Origin of the sequence: Sphaerisporangium sp. NPDC051017 (assembly GCF_040683095.1) — a bacterium.
Taxonomy (GTDB): Bacteria; Actinomycetota; Actinomycetes; order Streptosporangiales; family Streptosporangiaceae; genus Sphaerisporangium.
Window position 1 is genome coordinate 30,537 of record NZ_JBFBCI010000061.1, and the last position, 19,993, is coordinate 50,529.

The 19,993-nt window shown below is 63.8% G+C and carries 22 protein-coding genes; 15 read left to right on the forward strand and 7 right to left on the reverse strand.

Going from position 1 to position 19,993, the window contains the following annotated elements; all coding sequences use genetic code 11:
• Window positions 1–13: 13 nt before the first annotated feature.
• Entirely contained in the window at window positions 14–742 is a 729-nt protein-coding gene (locus tag AB0M95_RS33385) for a formyltransferase family protein (RefSeq protein WP_363773343.1), read from the reverse strand.
• 199 nt (window positions 743–941) lie between these two features.
• On the opposite strand from AB0M95_RS33385, the gene AB0M95_RS33390 reads away from it, so the two are divergent.
• From AB0M95_RS33390 to AB0M95_RS33405, 4 genes are all read left to right on the forward strand, one after another.
• The gene (locus tag AB0M95_RS33390) at window positions 942–1,100 is read left to right on the forward strand and encodes a hypothetical protein (protein WP_363773346.1); all 159 of its coding nucleotides are present in this window, start codon (window positions 942–944) and stop codon (window positions 1,098–1,100) included.
• Between the two features lie 182 nt (window positions 1,101–1,282).
• On the forward strand, window positions 1,283–1,600 hold the full coding sequence (locus AB0M95_RS33395; RefSeq protein ID WP_363773349.1) for a helix-turn-helix domain-containing protein: 318 nt from the start codon (window positions 1,283–1,285) through the stop codon (window positions 1,598–1,600).
• 38 nt (window positions 1,601–1,638) lie between these two features.
• The gene (locus tag AB0M95_RS33400) at window positions 1,639–3,216 is read left to right on the forward strand and encodes an IS1182 family transposase (RefSeq protein WP_363773351.1); all 1,578 of its coding nucleotides are present in this window, start codon (window positions 1,639–1,641) and stop codon (window positions 3,214–3,216) included.
• 212 nt (window positions 3,217–3,428) lie between these two features.
• Complete coding sequence (locus AB0M95_RS33405) at window positions 3,429–3,644, forward strand: winged helix-turn-helix domain-containing protein (RefSeq protein ID WP_363773354.1); 216 nt, start codon at window positions 3,429–3,431, stop codon at window positions 3,642–3,644.
• Window positions 3,645–3,827: 183 nt separating this feature from the next.
• Here the strand turns inward: AB0M95_RS33405 and AB0M95_RS33410 are convergent, their stop codons facing one another.
• A complete protein-coding gene (locus tag AB0M95_RS33410; protein WP_363773357.1) occupies window positions 3,828–4,928 on the reverse strand; it encodes an integrase core domain-containing protein in 1,101 nt (366 codons plus the stop codon).
• A 280-nt stretch (window positions 4,929–5,208) separates the two neighbouring features.
• Between AB0M95_RS33410 and AB0M95_RS33415 the strand changes: the two genes are divergently transcribed.
• The 3 genes from AB0M95_RS33415 to AB0M95_RS33425 all read left to right on the forward strand — a co-directional run bounded on the left by AB0M95_RS33415 (window position 5,209) and on the right by AB0M95_RS33425 (window position 7,438).
• Entirely contained in the window at window positions 5,209–5,358 is a 150-nt protein-coding gene (locus AB0M95_RS33415; protein WP_363773360.1) for a hypothetical protein, read from the forward strand.
• A 305-nt stretch (window positions 5,359–5,663) separates the two neighbouring features.
• Window positions 5,664–7,031 (forward strand): IS256 family transposase, encoded by a 1,368-nt coding sequence (locus AB0M95_RS33420; protein WP_363773363.1) that lies wholly within the window; start codon window positions 5,664–5,666, stop codon window positions 7,029–7,031.
• A gap of 131 nt (window positions 7,032–7,162) precedes the next feature.
• Window positions 7,163–7,438 (forward strand): hypothetical protein, encoded by a 276-nt coding sequence (locus AB0M95_RS33425; RefSeq protein WP_363773366.1) that lies wholly within the window; start codon window positions 7,163–7,165, stop codon window positions 7,436–7,438.
• Window positions 7,439–7,449: 11 nt separating this feature from the next.
• Here the strand turns inward: AB0M95_RS33425 and AB0M95_RS33430 are convergent, their stop codons facing one another.
• A complete protein-coding gene (locus tag AB0M95_RS33430) occupies window positions 7,450–7,650 on the reverse strand; it encodes a hypothetical protein (protein ID WP_363773369.1) in 201 nt (66 codons plus the stop codon).
• A 36-nt stretch (window positions 7,651–7,686) separates the two neighbouring features.
• The gene (locus tag AB0M95_RS33435; RefSeq protein WP_363773372.1) at window positions 7,687–7,953 is read right to left on the reverse strand and encodes a hypothetical protein; all 267 of its coding nucleotides are present in this window, start codon (window positions 7,951–7,953) and stop codon (window positions 7,687–7,689) included.
• A 1,076-nt stretch (window positions 7,954–9,029) separates the two neighbouring features.
• Here AB0M95_RS33435 and AB0M95_RS33440 point away from each other — a divergent pair.
• The 4 genes from AB0M95_RS33440 to AB0M95_RS33455 all read left to right on the forward strand — a co-directional run bounded on the left by AB0M95_RS33440 (window position 9,030) and on the right by AB0M95_RS33455 (window position 11,826).
• Window positions 9,030–9,161 carry a hypothetical protein gene (locus tag AB0M95_RS33440; RefSeq protein WP_363773375.1) on the forward strand — a complete coding sequence of 44 codons (132 nt, stop codon included), beginning with the start codon at window positions 9,030–9,032 and terminating at the stop codon, window positions 9,159–9,161.
• 17 nt (window positions 9,162–9,178) lie between these two features.
• Window positions 9,179–9,502, forward strand: coding sequence for a hypothetical protein (locus tag AB0M95_RS33445; RefSeq protein WP_363773378.1), 324 nt, complete (start codon window positions 9,179–9,181; stop codon window positions 9,500–9,502).
• Window positions 9,499–10,815: a hypothetical protein gene (locus AB0M95_RS33450; protein WP_363773381.1), complete on the forward strand. Its 1,317-nt coding sequence runs from the start codon at window positions 9,499–9,501 to the stop codon at window positions 10,813–10,815. The genes AB0M95_RS33445 and AB0M95_RS33450 overlap by 4 nt, the downstream gene beginning before the upstream one ends.
• Window positions 10,816–11,223: 408 nt before the next feature.
• Window positions 11,224–11,826 (forward strand): hypothetical protein, encoded by a 603-nt coding sequence (locus AB0M95_RS33455; RefSeq protein ID WP_363773384.1) that lies wholly within the window; start codon window positions 11,224–11,226, stop codon window positions 11,824–11,826.
• A gap of 391 nt (window positions 11,827–12,217) precedes the next feature.
• Here the strand turns inward: AB0M95_RS33455 and AB0M95_RS33460 are convergent, their stop codons facing one another.
• The gene (locus AB0M95_RS33460; RefSeq protein ID WP_363773387.1) at window positions 12,218–12,616 is read right to left on the reverse strand and encodes a group II intron maturase-specific domain-containing protein; all 399 of its coding nucleotides are present in this window, start codon (window positions 12,614–12,616) and stop codon (window positions 12,218–12,220) included.
• A gap of 89 nt (window positions 12,617–12,705) precedes the next feature.
• On the opposite strand from AB0M95_RS33460, the gene AB0M95_RS33465 reads away from it, so the two are divergent.
• A complete protein-coding gene (locus AB0M95_RS33465; protein WP_363773390.1) occupies window positions 12,706–14,172 on the forward strand; it encodes an IS66 family transposase in 1,467 nt (488 codons plus the stop codon).
• Between the two features lie 51 nt (window positions 14,173–14,223).
• Here AB0M95_RS33465 and ltrA read toward each other — a convergent pair whose 3' ends face one another.
• Both ltrA and AB0M95_RS33475 read right to left on the reverse strand, forming a co-directional pair.
• Window positions 14,224–15,129 (reverse strand): group II intron reverse transcriptase/maturase, encoded by a 906-nt coding sequence (gene ltrA, locus AB0M95_RS33470; protein ID WP_363773393.1) that lies wholly within the window; start codon window positions 15,127–15,129, stop codon window positions 14,224–14,226.
• Between the two features lie 526 nt (window positions 15,130–15,655).
• Window positions 15,656–15,970 (reverse strand): hypothetical protein, encoded by a 315-nt coding sequence (locus tag AB0M95_RS33475; RefSeq protein WP_363773396.1) that lies wholly within the window; start codon window positions 15,968–15,970, stop codon window positions 15,656–15,658.
• Between the two features lie 98 nt (window positions 15,971–16,068).
• On the opposite strand from AB0M95_RS33475, the gene AB0M95_RS33480 reads away from it, so the two are divergent.
• The 3 genes from AB0M95_RS33480 (at window position 16,069) to AB0M95_RS33490 (ending at window position 19,259) form a co-directional block, all read left to right on the forward strand.
• Complete coding sequence (locus tag AB0M95_RS33480; protein WP_363773399.1) at window positions 16,069–17,268, forward strand: IS630 family transposase; 1,200 nt, start codon at window positions 16,069–16,071, stop codon at window positions 17,266–17,268.
• Between the two features lie 263 nt (window positions 17,269–17,531).
• The gene (locus AB0M95_RS33485) at window positions 17,532–17,711 is read left to right on the forward strand and encodes a hypothetical protein (RefSeq protein WP_363773402.1); all 180 of its coding nucleotides are present in this window, start codon (window positions 17,532–17,534) and stop codon (window positions 17,709–17,711) included.
• Between the two features lie 63 nt (window positions 17,712–17,774).
• Complete coding sequence (locus tag AB0M95_RS33490) at window positions 17,775–19,259, forward strand: S1 family peptidase (protein ID WP_363773405.1); 1,485 nt, start codon at window positions 17,775–17,777, stop codon at window positions 19,257–19,259.
• Window positions 19,260–19,993: the final 734 nt, after the last annotated feature.

Genomic DNA, 19,993 nt, shown 5'->3' on the forward strand with positions numbered 1-19,993 from the left:
ACGTCTTCATAATTCACCGCTCGAGAAGCATCTTCCTGGCAAGCGCGCGGATCTCGGGCCGAGCCTCGCGGAACGTCAGCCGCTCGTCGGCGCTCTGTGGTGTCGCCACCGCCTGACCGGCGACGACCTGGTGCAGAGCCTCGACTAGGGCGTCTGCGCATAGCCCGTTGAGCAGGTGCACAAGTTCGGCCAGCGTTGTTCCCGGTGCCGGGGAGATCTTTCGGGCAATCAGAACCGGGCCGGTGTCTACGCCTGTGTTGATGAGATGCACGGTCACGCCCTGCGGCAGATTGTGGATCACCGACCAGATGTACGGGTTGTTGCCGCGCACGTCCGGAAGAAACCCAGGATGCACATTGATGATGCCGCGCGGCACCGCATCGATGATGTTCGGCTTGAGGACGCGCGTATCTCCTAGGATGGCGAGCTGGGAACCGGTGAGCAACTCGACGACACGCGGGTCATTATGATTTGACACGGTTTCGTAGGCAATGCCCTGCTCGGCGCAGACCTTCGCCGTCTCCGGGAGCGGCGCGAAGCCCGCCACTTGCTCCAGCTCGGCGAGCTGCCCAGCCCGGCCCGCCGCCGCGAGCGGCGAGTCCTCGTCGATCACCAGCCACGGCACGAATCCCGCGCCGATGAGCCTTTGCAGCATAAGCTGACCGCGCGGATGGTCGCGCAAATTGAGGTAGACGAAACGTAGATCGCCAGCACCAACAACGCCGGGAATAGTTACTCGCACGCTCGAATCATAGACCCTTTAACCTTGCCCTGGTTCCGCAGTTCATAATCACACACGAAAATCGATTCTGGATTCTCCTGGCGGCGACATGCGGAGGGCCGGAGGCGGTCTGCCACCCTGACGATCATCTCGACAAGCTGATTGGCCCGGTGATAGTGGAGATGCCCATACCGATGATGAGCAGCTCTCTGATTTTCACGTGATGATCGGCGACAACCTTGAGGTACCGTTCGAGGCGACCGTGCTCAGCCTTCAGGTCGCCGTCACCGCTATCGACTCCGTGCAGGGAGCGGCATCGTGGCGATCTGCCGCCACGGCCGACACCTGTACCGCTCAAAAACATGATTTCGTACTGTGAGCTGAGGTTTTGCTGCGCGATCAGGGCAGAGGCTGCGACCATCGTAAGGTGTTATTGTCGCTTGTCTACCAGTTGGTGAGGGGCTTGTCCGGCCTGCTACAGATCTTGAATGGCTAGGTTGATCGTTGTCGGGGTCGGCGTGTCGCCGTGATCTTGGCGGTGGGATCTTGTAGGCCGGAGTGATGAGGTACCCCGACAGTGGCGGCCTGTCCGCGCAAGGACGGGCCAATAGAGAGGCGGTTCGCCTGCAGGCGGCGGGCTGGTTCGCCGAAGGCGTGCCGGTGCCGGTGATCGCTAGACGGCTGCGGGTGTCGCAGACCGCGGTGTACGGCTGGCAGAAACGCTGGCGAACCGGTGGCGAACAGGCCCTGGCGACCAAAGGGCCCGGCGGTTCGCGGTGCCGGCTGGACGATGCCCGGCTGCGGCGCCTGACCGATGCCCTAGGTGGCTGGTGTTTTTTGATCTATCTCGCGATACCTCGTCCTGATGTGTCAGGGTGATCGGTGTTGGTCACCGGGCGTGGGGATGGGGTTGAGCGATGGCGGTGGGCCAGACTCCGATGCAGCCGGGGTTGCTGTCCTCCACGGTGAGTTTCGTCGAGGGGCGCATTGCGCCGAACTCGATCTACGCGGTGCTGCACCGTGAGTGCCGGAACCTGTTTCCGGATGCGATGTTCGCCGGCCTGTTCGCCGAGGATGGGCGCAGGTCGGTGCCGCCGATGATCGTGGCGGTGGTGATGGTGCTGCAACGGCTGGAAGGGCTGTCGGATCGCGAGGCGGTGGACCGGTTCGCCTTCGATGTGCGGTGGAAGTACGCCGCTGGCGGCTTGGATTTCGATCATCCGGGGTTCGTGCACACGGTGCTGGTGGACATGCGGGCCCGGCTGGCCGCCTCCGATCGGCCGGACCGCATCTTCGAGCGGACCGTGGAGGTGGCCGCCCAGGCCGGGTTGATCGGCCGCAAGCGGGTGCTGGACTCGGCGCCGATCTACGATGCGGTGGCCACCCAGGACACTGTCACGTTGATCCGCTCGGCGATCCGGGGCTTGCTGCGCGCGGCTGAGCGGCCGCTGCGGACCGAGTTGCGGGCGCTGATCTCCAGCGGGGACGCCTACACCGATCTGGGCAAGCCGGTCATCGACTGGACGGACGCGGCTGAGCGGGAGGCGTTGATCGACTCCCGGGCCCGGGACGGGTATGCGCTGCTGGCGCATCTGGACGGGCGTCGGCCGGAGCAGGAGGTGGCGCAGGCCGCCCGGCTGCTGGCCACGGTGCTCGGCCAGGATCTGGAGCAGGACGAGGGCGGGGTGTTCCGGATCGCCCGCAAGGTGGCCAAGGGCCGCATCGTCTCCACCGTCGATCCGGAGTCCCGGCACGGCCGCAAGACCGCCAGCCGCTCCTTTGATGGCTACAAGGGCCATATTGCCGAGGACCCGGACAGTGAGATCATCACCGCCACCGTGGTGAGCGCGGGCAACGTCGGCGACGCCGACCCGGCTGTCGACCTGCTGGCCGACATCCTGCCCGAGCAGGCCGAAGTCGAACAGGCCGCCGAAGTCTATGGTGATGCCGCCTACGGCACCGGGCCGCTGCTGGCCCGGCTGGCTGAGGCCGGCATCGACAGCAAGATCAAGGTGCAGCCGGCCAACGCGCCGGGCGGCCGCTTCACCAAGGACGCCTTCACCATCGATCTGAAGGCCGGGCAGGTGAGCTGCCCGAACCGGGTGAGCGTCGCCATCCGGCCGCAAAGCGATGGCAGCGGGGTGGCCCGCTTCGGCGCCGTCTGCGCGATCTGCCCGCTGGCGGCCCGCTGCACCACGGCCAAGGACGGCCGCGAGATCAAGATCAGCCCGCACGAAGAGCAGCTGGCCCGAGGCCGGGCCGACAGCCGCGATCCCGGCTGGCTGGCCAGCTATCGAGCCACCCGGCCCAAGGTCGAACGCAAGATCGCCCATCTGATGCGGCGACGGCACGGCGGACGTCGCGCCCGCGTCCGGGGCACCATCAAAATCGACGCTGACTTCTCCTTGCTGGCCGCTGCCGTCAACCTCGCCCGTCTGGCAGTCCTCGGTATCAGCTCCACCCCAGGCGGGCGGTGGGCTGCAGCAGGGGCGTGACCAGGGCGAACGCCTAGATCGCCGACCGGAGGCGGCCACACAGGGCGCCCCCAGCGGCCTTGTGGACAACTCCGGAGACCGCATGATCGCCGGATCCGCGCCGCCAGGCCCTTGTCTCAGCCTGCATGCAGAACCGGTGCTGAGCGAGTCACCCAGAATCGTCCGGTCGAGATGACCCGCTTAACACCAGCCACCTAGACCAGGGGCCGGCGGTGCACGGGTTCGGCGAGGACCAGCGGTGGACCCTGGCCCGGATATCGGATTTGATCGCCCGGATGTTCCACACGCGCTACACGCTGCGCGGGACCGCCTATCTGCTGCACCGCATCGGCTGGTCGGTCCAGGTCCCGGCGCACCGGGCGGTCGAACGCGACGAGCAGGCCATCGCGACCTGGCGGCGGGAGGCGTGGCCGGCGGGAAAACGGTAGCGGCGCAGCGCCAGGCGTGGATTTGTTTTGAAGACGAGGCAGGTCAGACGCTGCGCCCGCCGAAGGTGCGCACCTGGGGCCGCCGCGGTCACACTCCGATCGTCTCGGTCTCGGGCAAGGGATCCGGGCGGGTCTCCATCGCCGGACTGGTCTTGTGCCTGCCGAAAATTCGATCCATGCAGGTCAAGCGGCATGTGAGTACTCGTGAAGGACGCCGCCAAGCCGGTCTCGTCGGCGTATGTTCAGGTCAGTGATTCGCTCTGGATCCGTGATCGGGTCCGGGACAGTACGCAGCGGGGCGGCTTGGGCCAGAGCTTGATGGGCTCGGTGCCGGTTGTAGAACAGTTCGTACTCGCGTAGGGCGTGCCGCAGGTGGCGTTCGTTCCAGAGCAGGCAGCGGTCCAGGAGTTCGTGGCGACAGGACTGCACCCATCGCTCCATGATGGAATTCATTCGCGGCATCCGGATACCGGTGAGTACGGTCTGGATGCCTGCATCGGCGAGGATTTCGTTCATGAGGGCGGGGAACTTCCCATCCCGGTCTCGGATCAGAAAGCGTGCCCGGCAGTTCGCATGCTCCAGGTCCATCACGAGATTCCTGATCGCCTGAATCACCCAGCCGACGGTCGGGTGAGCGGTGGTGCCCAACACACGAATGCGCCTGCCGGCGTGCTCGATGACGGCCAGGATGTACTGGCGCTGCCCGTTTAAGGTGACGGTTTCGATGAAATCGCAAGCCAGTAGGGCGTCGGCTTGCGAGCGCAGGAAGTCGGCCCATGTGGTGGATGCCCGCTGGGGTGCTGGATCAAGGCCTTCTTGCTTGAGGATCTCCCAGACCGTGGACGGCGCGACCTTGATGCCGAGTGTGGCGAGCTCACCATGCACCCGCCGATAGCCCCAGCCGGGGTTCTCCCGAACCAGGCGCAGGATGAGAGTGCGGATGGAGCGGACCGTTGGTGGGCGCCCAGGCTGCTTCGGCCTGCAGGTACGGGCGTGACGCCGTTTCATCAGATCGCGGTGCCACCGTAGGACGGTGTCCGGGCGGACGAGGAGTTGCAGTCGGCGTAGGACCTCGCGGGGCAGCGAGGTGAGGAGCGCGGCGAGCAAGGCCCGGTCTTCGGGTGCGAAATGCACTCTGGTGTCGGCGCCGAGGTGGCGTTCAAGGACGGTGATCTGGTGGCGCAGGGCGAGTATCTCTATGTCCTTGTCCAGGTCGCCCATGGGCAGCAACCGCAGCGCGGCGAAAGTGTACGTGACGCTGAGGTAGGCCAGGCGAAGGAGCACGGCTGATCATCCTGCCGTACGTGTTCCGTCTTCTGGGTGGCCGGAGCTCGCGCCGCCACGCGAAGCCTTCGCAGGGTCATGACCTGGGCGGATGTAATTTTCGGCAGGCGCAGGGTCGGGATCCAGCGCGACGATCCACTCAGCCAACGCCGAACGCAACTGCCCGGCCCGGCTGCGGGCCCGGCGTACCCACGCCCGCACCGACCACACCGATCGACCCACCCAGGCCGCGATCCGCCCATAACCCTCACCCGCCGCGGCCCGGCCCAGCACCTGCCCGATGACCGTGACCTCATCGGCCCGGCGCAACAGCAGATTCGCCGGCAACAGCACGTGCGTCACCAGGCACGCACAACACCGCGCCCGCCGAGGCCGCACGATCAGCCGCGCGCCGCACGCCAACCTGCGCAGCACCCGCCGCACCCCATGACTCCACGGCCGCAACTCACCCGCACACCCCGGACACCGCAACACGCCCGAGACCAGCTCAGACTCGACCCGCGCCGGACAGGTCCCTACCGTGAGCACCGCAGTGTGATCTCTGCATGAGGGACGGTTCTCTCCGGCGGCTGGGCAAGTCCATCCGGGGAGGGCCGTTCTTCGTCTTCGTGCTCACGATGTCGCCGGGCATGAACAGCGACGATTGAGGTCGCGTCCCGGATGCGGTGTAAATAGATCACGAGCGTAGGTTCCGTGTTGAACCGCCAAGTTCTGCACGAAAGAGGTCCCCCGCTCGTGACCCGTCGAGTATCGCCTATCCAGACCATCCGTGCCGAGATCGACGCCCTGTTCACCTCCGATCGTGATCTGGTCGAGGTCATCGAGGACGTCGCGCGGCTCGGTGCCCGCTTGATCATTCAGACCGCCGTCGAGGCCGAGGTGGACGCGTTCCTCGGCCGCGCGCGTTACCAGCGCACCACCACCGCCTCCGTCGCCGGCAACAGCGGGGATGCGGAAGAGACAGTGGTGCGGCCCGGCCATCGCAATGGCCACTGCCCGACCACCGTCAAGACCACCAGCGGCCCGATCACCGTGGCCCGGCCCAAGCTGCGCGGCACCACCGAGAAGTTCGCCTCCCGCCTGTTCGGCACTGGCGTCACCCGCACCCACGCCCTCGAGACGCTGGTCATCGCCTCCTTCGTGCGTGGCCTGTCGACGCGTGACGTCGAGGGCGCGCTGGCCGACGCGCTCGGCCCCGAAGCCGCGCTGTCCAAGTCGACGGTCTCGACGATCTGCCAGGCCATCGTCGCCGAGTACGACGCCTGGTGCCGGCGCGACCTGACCGACGTCGAGCTGGACTACCTATTCCTGGACGCCTCTCACTTCAAGATGCACGAGGCCAGCAGCCGGGCCGAGCCGATCCTGGCCGCCTGGGGCATCACCACCGAAGGCAGGCCGGTCTTCGTCGGCCTGGCCGCCGCCGGCGCCGAGTCCACCGACGCCTGGGACGACTTCCTCACCGACTTGATCGCCCGCGGCCTGCGCCCGCCGCTGCTGATCATCTCCGACGGCGCACCCGGCCTGATCAGCGCGGCTGAGCAGGTCTTCCCCGTCTCGCTGCGCCAAAGGTGTCTCGTTCACCGCGCCAGAAACGTGGTCGCGAAGGTCTCCTGCGATGACCAGGCTGAGGTGAAGGCCGACTTCTGGAAGATCTTCGACATCAGCGACCTGGGCGAGGACGTCACAGTCGGCCAGCCGCTGGTCGAGCTCGTCCAGCGGCGCATCGACGCCTTCGCCGAACGGTGGAACCGCCACTATCCGGCAGCGGTCAAGTGCCCGCTGACCGACCGGGCGTCACTGACCCCGTATCTGCGCTTCCCGCTCAAGCACCACAAGCGCGTGCGGCATTCCAACTCCATCGAGCGCACCTTCGGCGAGACCCGACGCCGGGTCAAGGTCATCGGCCGCTTCCCCGGCGAGACCTCCTGCGTCAGCCTGGTCTGGGCCGTCCTGGACCGTGCTGCCCGCGGTTGGCGCGGCTTCACCAGCACCAGCAAGGGCCTGCGCGTCCTGCAGGACCTCCGCCGAGCCCTGCTCCACCCGCCCGCACAGCTCCGCCCGACCGACGACCCGGCCTTGGCACCCGCTACCGAGGCCGCCTAAGATCCACTCACGGCACCTATCTCGTCGAGCCTTTTACACCGCTCCGAGGACGCGACCACGATTGACTCAATCACACTCAAGATCATGGACAACGGCCATGTCGCCGCACGTCATCTACGTGCTCAAACGGAGTGTCGTTCTACACCCCGGACTGGCTGGCCAACCATCCCCGAATCCGGCAGGTCTTCATCCCGGTCGGCGCCTGCTGGCTCAACCTACAAGAAGCCTGGTGGCGCATCTTCCGACGGCACACCATCGCCGGGCAGTGCTTCGTCGGCCCCGACGACATCGACTATGCCACCCGAATCGCCACCGCCCAGCTCAACGCCCAGGCCAAACCCTGGGTCTGGGGACGCCCACCACCGCCACCACGGCAGCTACGCCGACGGTTCACCTACACCCTTTGAGGAACGCAGCACTAGACCGCTGCCTCGTATGGAACGAACACCACCTGCGGCACGCCCTGCGCGAATACGAACCCTTCTACAACCAGCACCGAGGCCACCAAGCCCTGAACCAAGCAGCCCCGCTGCGTCCCGTCCCAGACCCGATCACGGATCTCGAGCGAATCACCGACCTGAACATACGTAGAAGAGACTGGCTCGGCGGCGTCCTGCACGAATACTCACATGCCGCTTGACCTGTATGGACGGAATTATCGGCAGGCGCAAAGACGAAGCGCGAAGGTCCGTATGGAGGTGCGGATAGGAGGCATGGCCAGTTCGCCCTTGGTCGCGAAGGTCAGATGCAGCGGCAGGCCGGTGGTGATCGCGGCGACGGGGTCGCTCATCTGTTCAGTGGGTTTCCATTGCCGTCCGCCGATCAGCGCGTGCCCCGTGGCGGCGCGGACGTAGGCCAGGTACACGGTGTTGATGCCGCCGGCGACGCCTATGTGCTGGCGCTTGACGCCCGCCGTGGCCACGCCTTTCTTCTCCTGGCCGGCCTCGTCCAGTGCGCCCGATGGTCAGGTTGCCCGGCCAGGCGGCGGCATCGAGTTCGGGTGGTGGCGAAGCAGAAGCCCGCTTCCAAGTATAGGACGAACGATGCTAAAGCGACTATTGAAGGGATTGCTTCTTAAATAGTCACCGAATTACGAGTGGCCTTCCCAAATACCATCTCCGTGGACGCGGGCTCTCCCTTGTCCCGTTCCGGAACAACGGCTGAGCAACGACGCCACAGGCTTCGCTTCATGCTACGGACCGCGTCGTTGCTTCCCCTTGAAAGGGCCTTTTACGCTGGGCTTCGACCCTGCCCGTTTCCAGACGAAGCCGCCAGCCTGTTACCGGCCCCCTGGTAACTACCCGGACCAGACTTCCACCGACAAAGGGACGACGAGCTTATAAACAACCAGATCCACCGCTACGTCACGGCCGCGCCTCCTACTCTTCTGGGCACACGAGATCCAATGTAGCGGAAGGTGTCGTATCAAATACGCGCGGTACCGAAAGCCTGCCGACCTCGCCACTCTATATTTTTTCTACATCCACAGGCGCGCGAGCCGCTAGTCAATCTACTCTTGACGACACTTCGAACCTCCTTCACGATTCTCCTGGAGTTGATCTCCTAGCATGACACGAACGAACGCCGACTTCCGGGAGCTGCTTTTGAGAGTCCATGCAAGTTCACTCGAGCTCTGTCTCGTGTTACTGGGGACTTTTACTACGAGGTCTCCGGCATTTGCGCAGCTCCGCGTGGCATCACGTGTCCATAATGTTCCCAACGAGAAAGATCCGGTCGAGGCTTCGACCGCGGCTCGGACTTCCAGCAATCCGGTGGAGGTGTTGAGTCATCGGCCCAAGACACGGACCGCGTGGGCCATGGATGGCACGTTCACGATGGAAGCCAGCGCATCGCCTCAGCGCATACGCAAAGGTACGGTGTGGGCCGCGGTCGACACCTCTCTCCGGATCCAGTCCGACGGCTCCGTCGCGCCGGGCGCGACCGCTGTGCGCGAGTTTCTCAGGCGGTGGGGATGCCCCCTGACAACGATCTACACTCATGGGCTGGCGTGGACCGGCTGACGCCGATGCCGTCGCCTTCCACTACGCGATCAACGACATCAATGTGCGGCAGTGTGTGCGGGCGCCGACAGGCACCGCCTCGGTGTTGATCACACCACCGAAGGATTGACTGAACACAGTGTACGCGTGGCCAATCGACCAGGCCGGGCAATGTCGGCCGACTTCCAGTTCTACGGCTCAATCATCGTCGACGGCCGTCTCACATTGAAGACGCGCTCGCCGACCGCCAGCCATTCTGTCGGCGGGCGGAGCCTCACCGCCACGAACGTCACATTCGGTGGCGGCAGGTGGGTCAAGACCGCACAACTGAAACGGCACTCCAGCTATCCGAATGCCCTTCTCATCTGCTCAGGTACTTACTCTCACCCAAATATGAAATACCTCACATTGCATATACCGGAAATCCTGATAGAAAGTACAAATACGAGCTCAAGGAAAGGTTTACGGTGACGAAGCGCTTACGTTTCACGCCAGGCAACAGGATCGCACTTACGGTGGCGGTCATCACCTGCTCCGCACTTCTTGTTCATCCGGCTAATGCCGAGCCCGAACCTGCGGGTTCGGCGGTAGCCAATCAAGCACAATCATCATCCGCACCCGCCCCGATCAACGCGCCTCTGACTGGCGAGGCGTTGGCAGCTGCAAAAGTGATGGGCAAACAAGAGCCCTTGCTGAAGGCCGCCGACGTCATCCAGTTCGCCGCGTACGAGCATGATCCAGCCGGCTTCACCGGTCTGCAACTAGCTGGCGACAAGGTTATTCTCTGGTGGAGCGGTGACGTTCCGGAATCCTTCAAGCCGACGATTGAGCAGGCCCGCGCAACAGCACCGGTGGAGATCCAGCATGCTCCCTATTCCGAAAAGCAGCTCAATGCTGCGGCGGATCGGCTCAATGCTGTGGTAGGACTGGCGGCAGGCGGACCGGCACACACGATCCATGTCTCCGCCATCGGGTCTGGGTTGCAAGTGCTCACGTCGCCAGGATCGCAGATCAGTAAACTCCGCACACCCGACGTCGGAGTCCCTGTGGAGTTCAAAGAGGCACTGCCGCCGGAGATGATCAGCCGGTGCAATGACGCGAGCCCCTGGCAGGGAGGAATCGGTTACCGAAACAGCTCGCGCACCATTACAGGGGGCCCATGTGTAGACAACTCTTCGGAGACGCACACGTGCTCGACGGCCTTCGGCGTCAAGAATTCGGCTGGGACGACATATCTCTTGACGGCCAGGCACTGCGGTATGGTCGGTGATGTCATGAAGGACACTACCGGCGAAACGATCGGCACGGCAGCCGTCGGCAACAAATCCCAGGACGTGATGCTGATACGGGCCACGATTCGCCCATACATCTGGGACGGCGGTTCGACGTCAGCAAGCCTTCGCGCAGTGACGAACTACGGGAACACGCCGGTCGGCACCTCGCTCTGCGCTTCGGGCGCCCGCACCGGGACGACCTGTAACTACACGGTGACCCAGTGGCGGGCCCGCAGCCTGAATTGGCGGGACTTCGACGGTACAGGCACGACGAGCACGGACTTGACGCTCGCAGTAAAGGGTTGCTCGCCGGGGAACACAGTGGACCTCGGAGACAGCGGCGGAGCGGTCTTCAATTACAACAGCAACAACACCGTATCGGCCCGGGGCGTAGCAAACGCCAAGGGCGACCACGATGGCGACGGCTGCACCGACTCCATGTACCTCATGGACTGGGGACGGATGAACCAGGCGTCCGGATTCGAAACAATTACACCCGTATACCCGTAACGAGCTGAACACGAAGAGCGCACAAAGTCGGGCGTCCGGGCACGGTCCCGGGCGCCCGCTCGTCTCCGCGTGATCGCTCAAGAAGTACAGTGAGATCCGCTCCGGCAACCAACCTGGAAGATCATGCGTCTAAGGGATATGAGAAAGGCCATCCCAGCGATGGTGTGCGCACTCGGACTGCTCGCTGCAAATGCATGCGCCGCACCTGCTCCGCCCCCAGCGTCAGCCGCGTCGGAATGCCCAACCCGATGGGAGGGGAAGGCACCAGGGGGTTGGGTGCCAGCCACAAGCTCGGGAAACCGCGAACGTCTCGTGCCAGGCGCCCCTCTAGAGGCCGATATTTGCGCCTACAATACACAAGGATTGCGAACGACCGCACCGCGACGACTGACTGACGGTCTCACCACGATGGTGGCGGATCTCAATCATCTTCCCACCGCCGCACCGTCGTGGCGAGCCTGTACCATGATCGGTTCCATACCGCACAGCTACCTCATCCGCCTGCGCTACAGCGATGGCGACGTGTCGTGGATCGGCACTGCTTATGACGACAACCAGTGCGTAGACACCACGAACGGCGTATTACGCACGAGGTCCTATATCGGAGACGCGGTGCGCACGGCCTTCGACAAGAGGCACTGGCCATCCCTCACCCCGATGGACGAATGCGAACCGGGGCGCGGCAGGATCGGGCAGGACCAGCACCTGGTGCCCGAGGGTGCAATCGCCCTTACCGTTTGCAGGCTCAGCACCATGGCGCCGCAGGGGAAGACCTACGGTGCGGACGTTGCGAAAGAAATATCGTCCCAGATCGCCTCTCGGCCGACGCAGGAATACGACGGGACCTGTCCGACTGGGGCGGCGCCGTCGATACGTCTTGTCTTCCGATACGCTCAAGGGCCTCCCGCCGGAGTGACAGTCTGGACCAAAGAGTGCGGCATGGACAACCGCATCCTCGAAAGCGAGGCCCCACCCGCACTTACGGCCAAATTGTCAGGCCTTCTTGATTGACGGCCGGCGTGCGCCGATCAAATAGCCTCATCTATGCACGTCAGGGGGGCCGCGCATCGCATCCAAAATCGTCTGCGAGTCATCCTGACTCCGTCGTCAAGCGGGACTCGAACCCCTGGGGCAGGAGACACTGCGCCTGCCGAAAACCTCATCCACCCAGTTCAAGCGGCATGTGAGTATTCGTGGAGTACTCTGCTGAGCCGATCTCGTCGGCGTTGTTGGGTGCGAGAAGTTGGTCATGGTGGTTGACCTTTGGCTATGCGGCTCGGGCATGGTGTGGGCTCGGGCATTGCGCCTGGCCGAGTAGCCGGGGGCATCGCAGCCCCCGGCCCTCACAGATCCGGACGTGACAGTCTCCCGTCATCCGGCTCGTGCCGTCCCTGCTGTCGGGTCAATACCGCAGCAGCCAGTGCGCGAACAGCCTCGGGGCACTATCCCGCACCCGTCGCAGCCAATTCTTCGCACGTCTATTGCTGCGTTTCAGTCGCTTGTACTTCTTCCGCGCCCAGCGCATCAAGATGCGATCAATACGCCTGCACAGCGGGATCACCCTGCTCGGATAGAACACGGTGAAATAGGCGAACCAGCCCCGCAGGACCGGATTCGCCCGCCGGGCGATGTCCTCCAGTGTCAGGGTTGTGTGCCGAGGGATTTTCCACGAACTGACCTTCCGCCCCATCTCCGTAATCTTCTCCGAAGATGGCGCAGGCAGAAAGTTCGTGTACCTTTCCTTCCGCGCTCTATCGAAGGCTTCCCGAGGACGAAACTCATACCCGCAGAACGTAAGCATTCACGTCATGCGCATGGTGTAACGGTTCGACTGGATGTGTAACCGTCCGTTACTTTGATCAATCGGCTTGCAGATGATGTGATCTTCGGGTGTCCGGCCTGGAGGAGATGTCCCGCGAGGAGCTGATCGCTCTGACGCGTGCCCTCATGGCCGAGAACGCTGCGCTGAAGGCGGAGGTCGCTCAGCTGCGGGAACGCGTGGCCAAGCTGGAGCGGCTGGTCTCGCGCAACAGCGGCAACTCGGGAATGCCGCCCTCGGCTGATGACCTTCCCGGCCGGAAGAAGCCGAAGGATCGGACGGCCGGCAGCGCTGCCCGGCGCAGGCCGGGAAAGCAGCCCGGTGCCGAGGGCCGGGCGCTGGCCTGGTCGGATGACGTCGACGACGGCGACGTCATCGATCACTACCCGCAAGGGCCGTGCGGGTGCGGGGTCGATCTCACCCAGGCGGCCGACCTGGGAGTGACCGCCGCCCACCAGCAGATCGAGATCCCGCTGGTGGTGGCCCGGCGGTTCCAGCACAACCTGCACACGGTCGCCTGCCGGTGCGGCCGGGTGCACACCGCCGAGCGCCCGGCGGGAGTGAGCACCGCGCCGGTCGGTCTCGGTGTCAATCTGCAGGCCTGGTGCGTGTATCTGCTGGTCGTCCACGCGATCCCGGTGCACCGGTGCGCCGAGCTGGTCGCCTCGCTGACCGGCGCCGAACCCTCGCCCGGGTTCGTGCACGGCCTGATAGGGCGGGCCGCCGCGGCGGTCGCGCAGGCCAATGCGCGCATCCGGATGCTGCTCACCCTGGCCTGCGTCGTGTCCTGCGACGAGACCCCGCTCCGCGTGGGGCCGAAGAAAGCCAAGAAGTATCTGCTGGTGGCCTGCACCGAGCTGCTGACCTGGTACATGCTCGGCGGACGCGACATGGACACCTTCAAGCGGTTCGTGCTGGCCGACCTGACCGGCGTGGTGGTGCACGACCGCTACCAGAACTACGACGCCGCCGACCTCGGGACGCGAGACCATCAACTCTGCGCGGCGCACCTGATCCGCGATCTCGAAGACTGCACCGAGACCTACCCCGATGCCCGCTGGCCCCGGCAGCTCCAAATGGCGCTACGCGGCCTGATCCACGCCGCCAACCTCGCCCGCGAACAGGGCAGGGACGCCGTCGCGGCCGGCACATTGGCGATGTTCACGAAGATGTTCCGAGGCGGGGTCGCCGTCGGCCTGTCGGAGGTCAAGCGTGTCCCCGGCCCGGCCAAGACCGTCACCCAGCCGGTCGGCCGCCTGCTACTGGAAGTGTTGCGCGACCGCGCCGGCGATGTCCTGCGCTTCGCCCACGACCTGCGCATTCCACCCACGAACAACCAGGCCGAGCGCGACCTGCGACCAGCCAAGACCCAGCAGAAGATCTCCGGACGGCTCCGCTCCGAGCAGCACACCCGGCATCGGTACGCCATTCGCGGCTACCTGTCCACCGCGATCAAGCACGGCCTTGACGTCATGGCCGTCCTGCGCGACGCGCTCATCGGCAAGCTCTGGATGCCGCCTGACCCGGCTACGGCCTGACACTCCGGACAGCCGTACTCACGCGCGTCTCGGGATGATCACACAGCGCGATCACCGCAACCCGAAACGCGCTGAACGTGAATGCTTACCGCAGAACGTGAAGGACGTGACCGGGTAATCCCGACGACGTTTCCCGTCCTTGCAGTACACGATCTTCGTTTTATCCGGGTGCAGGAGCAGCCCGATGTCGGCGAACCGGACGCCGAGCCTCTCCTTCACCTCCAACGCCTGGCGTTCGGTCACACAATGGATCACCGCATCATCTGCGAACCTTTCGAAACGGCAGCCTGGATACTCTCGCGAGAGCCAGATGTCCATCCCGTAGTGCAGAAACAGATTGGCGAGTAACGGTGAGATCGGGCCGCCTTGCGGCGTCCCCTGAGTTCGTGCGGCAAGGGCACCATCAGGCATCCGCATCGGAGCCTTCAGCCAGCGTTCCACATACAACAGGATCCATGTCTGATCCGTGTGCCGGCCAACCGCCTTCAATGCCAGATCCCAGCGGACCGAGTCGAAGAACTTCGACACATCAAGGTCCACGACCCAGTCCTTCTCCCAGCACCGCTTCCGGCAGACCTCGATCGCGTCCAGCGGCGACCGATCAGGGCGATACCCGTAAGAGTCCGGGTGGAACACCCGCTCCACCTCAGGCTCCAACGCCAGCACCGCCGCCGTCTGCGCCACCCTGTCCACGACATTGGGAATACCGAGAACTCGCGTCCCACCTTTCTTGGGAATCTCTACCGCCCGGACCGGACCAGGAAAATACGAGCCTGACGACATGCGGTTCCACAGCTTGAACAGATTGTCCTTCAACCTATCCGCAGCACCGAACTGCTCGATCGTCACCCCATCGACCCCGGCCGCTCCCCCATTTCCCTTCACCTTCAGCCACGCATCCCATACCAGCCGTTTCGGAATGCGATGCGACTTGCCTTCCAGCAGTGGCTCATTCATGCGACTCCTCCCTTCCGGTTGATCGCACTCATTCACCTAGACGACCCCGCCCCTTGGCTCCACCCCCACTGCGATACGCAGAGGCTTCACAGCTACTACAGGCAAGTCCGCCAGCGCGCCCCGCAACACGTACTCAACTCCTCACGGGTTCACCGCTTGGAGGTCTCCATCTCACCACCCACACACAGGCGGCACTTTCGGGACACGCCTTCACATGTTCCATACGAGAGCCCGGACCGGACTCATGCTGCCTCTACGCCGGACCCCACCTGAGCAGTAAACGGGTAACCCTCAGGCTCATCCCGGGATCTATCGGAAACCCCGGTTTTGGATGTCATCTAATGTAATTTCGACGCTTCAGACGGCAGAGGGCTTACACCCATCGCTCATCTTCCCGGTCCACATCTGACGCAGTCACAACCACGCCTTTTCCCACGCCGTTCAACACCACAGTCTTCAGCTAAGTGGTCTCGCCTGGAAGTCTCTCGGGGGTTGACTTCTGACTGGTGGGGATGCGGTTGAGTGATCAGAGGTCAGCATTGGCGACGTGCAAGTCACAGGCGAGGTCGAAAACGTCCTCGACCTCGCCTGTGAACCAGACCTGGTCCTCATACTTCCCGTTGCCGGCCACGTAGATCGCCGAGCCCCACCGGTGAGCCGATCCGCCGTAGCGCAGGCGGAGCAAGGGCAGCCGCTCACCGTCGCGCAGCTCGCCGTCGACATAGGCGAACTGGGCACGGAAACGGACATTCACCCCGATCAGTTGCGGCCAGTTCTGCTCGGCACGCTCCCACAGCCGCTGCTGCAAGGAGATCTTGGTGGACTCGGGGATCGCGGGCATGCAGACCATCGTGCCCTAACGGCGTGTCGCACCGGCACATCCCGACCGTGATCGGGCAACCTCGGCGAGGTCTGCCCGCCCGATCCCGAAAGACCCCGGTGCCCGCTCCCTCCGCTCGCCAGATCACCATGACCGCCGCCGAACGGCGACGGCTCAAGCAGATCGCCCACTCCCACACCGCCCCTCACCAACTGGTGATCCGTGCCCGGATCGTGCTGGACGCCGCACACGGCCACTCCAACAACGCGATCGCCCAGCGGCACCAGGTGAGCGTGGACACCGTCCGCTTATGGCGGGGCCGCTACGACAGCCGCAACGGCCCGGCCAGCCTTCGCGACCGGCGCCGATCAGGCCGGCCCCGGCAGTTCACGCCCATCCAGATCGCCGAGGTCAAGGCGCTGGCCTGCCAACTGCCCGCCGAGTCCGGCGCACCGCTGTCGCGCTGGAGCAGTAGCGAACTGGCCCGCGAGGTGGTCACCCGAGGCCTGGCGGTAGCGATCTCGGCCTCCAGCGTCCGCCGAATCCTGGCCGAGGACACCCTCAAGCCCTGGCAGCACCAGTCATGGATCTTCATCCGTGACCCGGCCTTCAGCGTCAAGGCAGCCCGCGTGCTGGAGTTGTACGCCCGCCACTGGGACGGCACCGCGCTCGGCGACGACGAGTATGTGATCAGCGCCGATGAGAAGACCTCCATCCAGGCCCGCTGCCGCTGCCACCCCACCCTGCCGCCGGGACGGTCGCGGATGATGCGCGTCAACCACGACTACGACCGCGGCGGCGCGCTGGCCTACCTGGCCGCCTACGACGTCCACCACGCCCGCGTGTTCGGCCGCACCTCGGCCAAGACCGGCATCGTCCCGTTCATGGACCTGGTCGAACAGGTCATGACCCAGCAGCCCTACGCCTCCGCGCGCCGGGTGTTCTGGATCACCGACAACGGCTCCAGCCACCGCGGCAAGGCCGCCGCCGACCGACTCACCGCCCGCTTCCCCAACGCGATCCTGGTGCACACGCCCGTGCATGCCTCGTGGTTGAACCAGGTGGAGATCTACTTCTCCATCGTGCAGCGCAAGGTCGTCACACCCAACGACTTCACCAGCCTTGACCAGGTCGAAGACCGGCTTATCGCCTTCGAGCGTCGTTACAACGAGACCGCCCGGCCCTTCAGATGGAAGTTCACCCCGGCCGACCTCGAGGACCTGATGGCCCGGATCGAGCGACACGAACAGAAAGAGCGCAACCTCCAGCAGCACGATCACTGCGAGCACCAGCCTGCCGTACTCGCCCCAGCCGCGTAACCCCCGAGAGATTTACGGAGACGACCACTAAGGCACCGATGGGTGATTTGGAGCCTCCTCCACGTAAGGCGACTCCGGAGGATCAGAACCCCTCCATCTGCTCGTACAGCACCGCAATCAGCCGGTCACACTCAACCCACCTCTCACGTTCATGTTCACAACCGATAATTACATCCGCCCAGGCATGGCCATGTGGGGACTTCGCGTGGCGCGCAAGCTCCGGCCTCCAGAAGAGGCAAACGCGTGCGGCAAGATAATCGGCCGTGCTCCTTCGCCTGGCCTATCTCACCATCACGAACGCCTTCGCCGCACTGCGGCTGCTACCCATTGGCGATCGAGACAAGGACATCGAGATCCTCGCCCTGCGCCACCAGATCACCGTGTGGCTTCCGAATGCGGATACGGAGCTCCCGTTTTCAAGGGAAGTCAAGATCTTGACTTGATCCAAAAGCTTGCGGAAGATCAGTGAGCAACTCGGCTCCAAGATCATAAGGCAAAGGAACGACATGCAGATCCGAGCAACACTTACAGCGTTACTCACAGTAACGATACTCCTACCCGCAGGTTTAGCCCAGGCGGCAAGCAGCCCTTCGCCGAAACCCGAAACCACCACTCACCCTTCCACCCCCGGCACGCAAGCCCTCGTCCTCACGCGCGACCAGCAACCCAAACCCAACCGGCCCACTCTCGACAGGCTCGCACACGAGGCCAAAGAGAAGGGCATTTCGCTCAAGAAAGCCCTAGACGAACACGCAGCGAAGATGATCCGGGAAAACCCCAGCCTGCAAGCTGACCTGCCTGACGGCCCCGTACCGGACCCGACCATCAGAGTCGATGGCATACCCTTCGCCGAACTCATCGACCTCAACCGCCTCGCAGGGGTCAAGGGTTACTCCTTCGAGGAGGCCATCGACCGCTACGCCTGGGTGCCAGCCGTCGATGCGGTCGGCGCCAAGCTCAACGAGCTCTTCCCCAACGAACTGTCGGGGCTGGTTTACACCAACGGCGGTCGCAGCCTACGCATCGGCTTCAAAGGCGAAGTGCCCGCCAAGGCGATAGAACTCGCCAAGACGCTTCCGGGCGAAGTGGAGTTCATCAGCAACAAAGGATTCTCTCAGGCGGAGCTGAAGGAAACCCGCGATGCCCGCCATTCGATTCTTGACAGCAACCCGAACGTCGGGGACCTGATCGGACGCTTCAATGTCGAAACCGGCGCCATCACATTCCAAGCAGAACTGAAAGCGACGAATCAGCTCGACAGTGTCGACAAGGAGCAAATCGAGCAAAGCATGGAGCAGGCTGCACCCTCAGAAAACCCCAACATATCAATCAACGTGACTGTCGTCGATGATCTGAAATCGAGGCTTCATGACAACTACCTTCGAGGAGGAGGTTATATGGTAATTGATGGCCAACCCCACTGCACGGCTGGGTTCAACATCACGTCCAGCTCCAACGTGCGAGCCACAACCACCGCAAAACACTGCGCCGACAATCCATATCTCACCTACGAGAACCACCATGACTACGACACCAACAGGGCGACGCTCAGCCGCATGTTCCGTTCCAGCGCATACGACTTCGCCCGGTACGAGGGCGGCGACTTGACCTACACCCGTACGTTCTATTACGAGCTTAACCTGCCTCGCTACGCGACCGCATTCGCCGGATGGGGTTCTGGAACAGTCGGTCGGCCCGCCTGCTCATTCGGGAGAACCAGCTCAGCAGAAGGACTAGGCGCCCGATGCGGCACAGTGACAGACATCAGCACCGAGTACACCTACGACGGGGTGAGATACCAGGATAATTTCGAGGTTGACTACCCCACACTCGGTGGCGACAGTGGAGGTCCAACTTACTGGGGAGGGACAGCGATGGGACTCGTATCGGGTGGCGACGACGCCCGCACCCAGATAGCCAAGGTCTCAAATTTCCCCACGTCGGGCGGGTTTGGCAGCAACTGGCAGGTTTGGCTCTGCAGCACATGCTGATGGCGTAGAGCCTCCAGGCAGCGCTGAGGATTGCCGGTAGCATAGCCGACACTCCTCACCTCCCACTACCTACGATAAGATGGAGCCATGGTGGCGCCAGACAAACATTTCGTGGGCAGACTAAAACACTTCACGTTGACCTTCATCGCGCTGCCAGGTTTAGCAGCCTGTAACGCCGACCAGATAGAGTCGTCTGCCAACGAGCCACCACTGATCATTGTTCACGGCTCGGGAATGTATCCTCACGCGAGCCTCACGGCTACCGTAGGATATGCCCCTGACAGCAAATGCCTCCGGTTGCTGTACGGCTCTCCACAAAGATCGGCAACTCCCATATGGCCCGAGGGAACAAAACCCGTTGTTGAAGGCGGAAAGCATGGAGTCGATGTCCCCAATTTCGGGCAGGTCCTACAGGGAGATAAAGTCGTGCTCACAGGCGGGTTCGCGGACTGGGGGAGGCAGCCTCCTCAAAATATGAACGTCGGCGCCGCTCGCGTATGCGTTCGAAGCGATCCCGAAGGTACAATTTTCGGCATCGGCCGTGTTGAATCTGCCGAACGGAAAGATCGCTAGAAATACGAGTCCCGGCATGGTCGCTGTGACGACACAGAAGAGGGGGGGGGGGGGGGGGGGCCCCCCCCCCTGTTTTTGGTGGGAAAAAAATTAAAATATTAGATTTGATAAACAGGAGGCGGGGTGGGGGGTAAAACAGTAATAGAAGGAGGGGGTGTGGG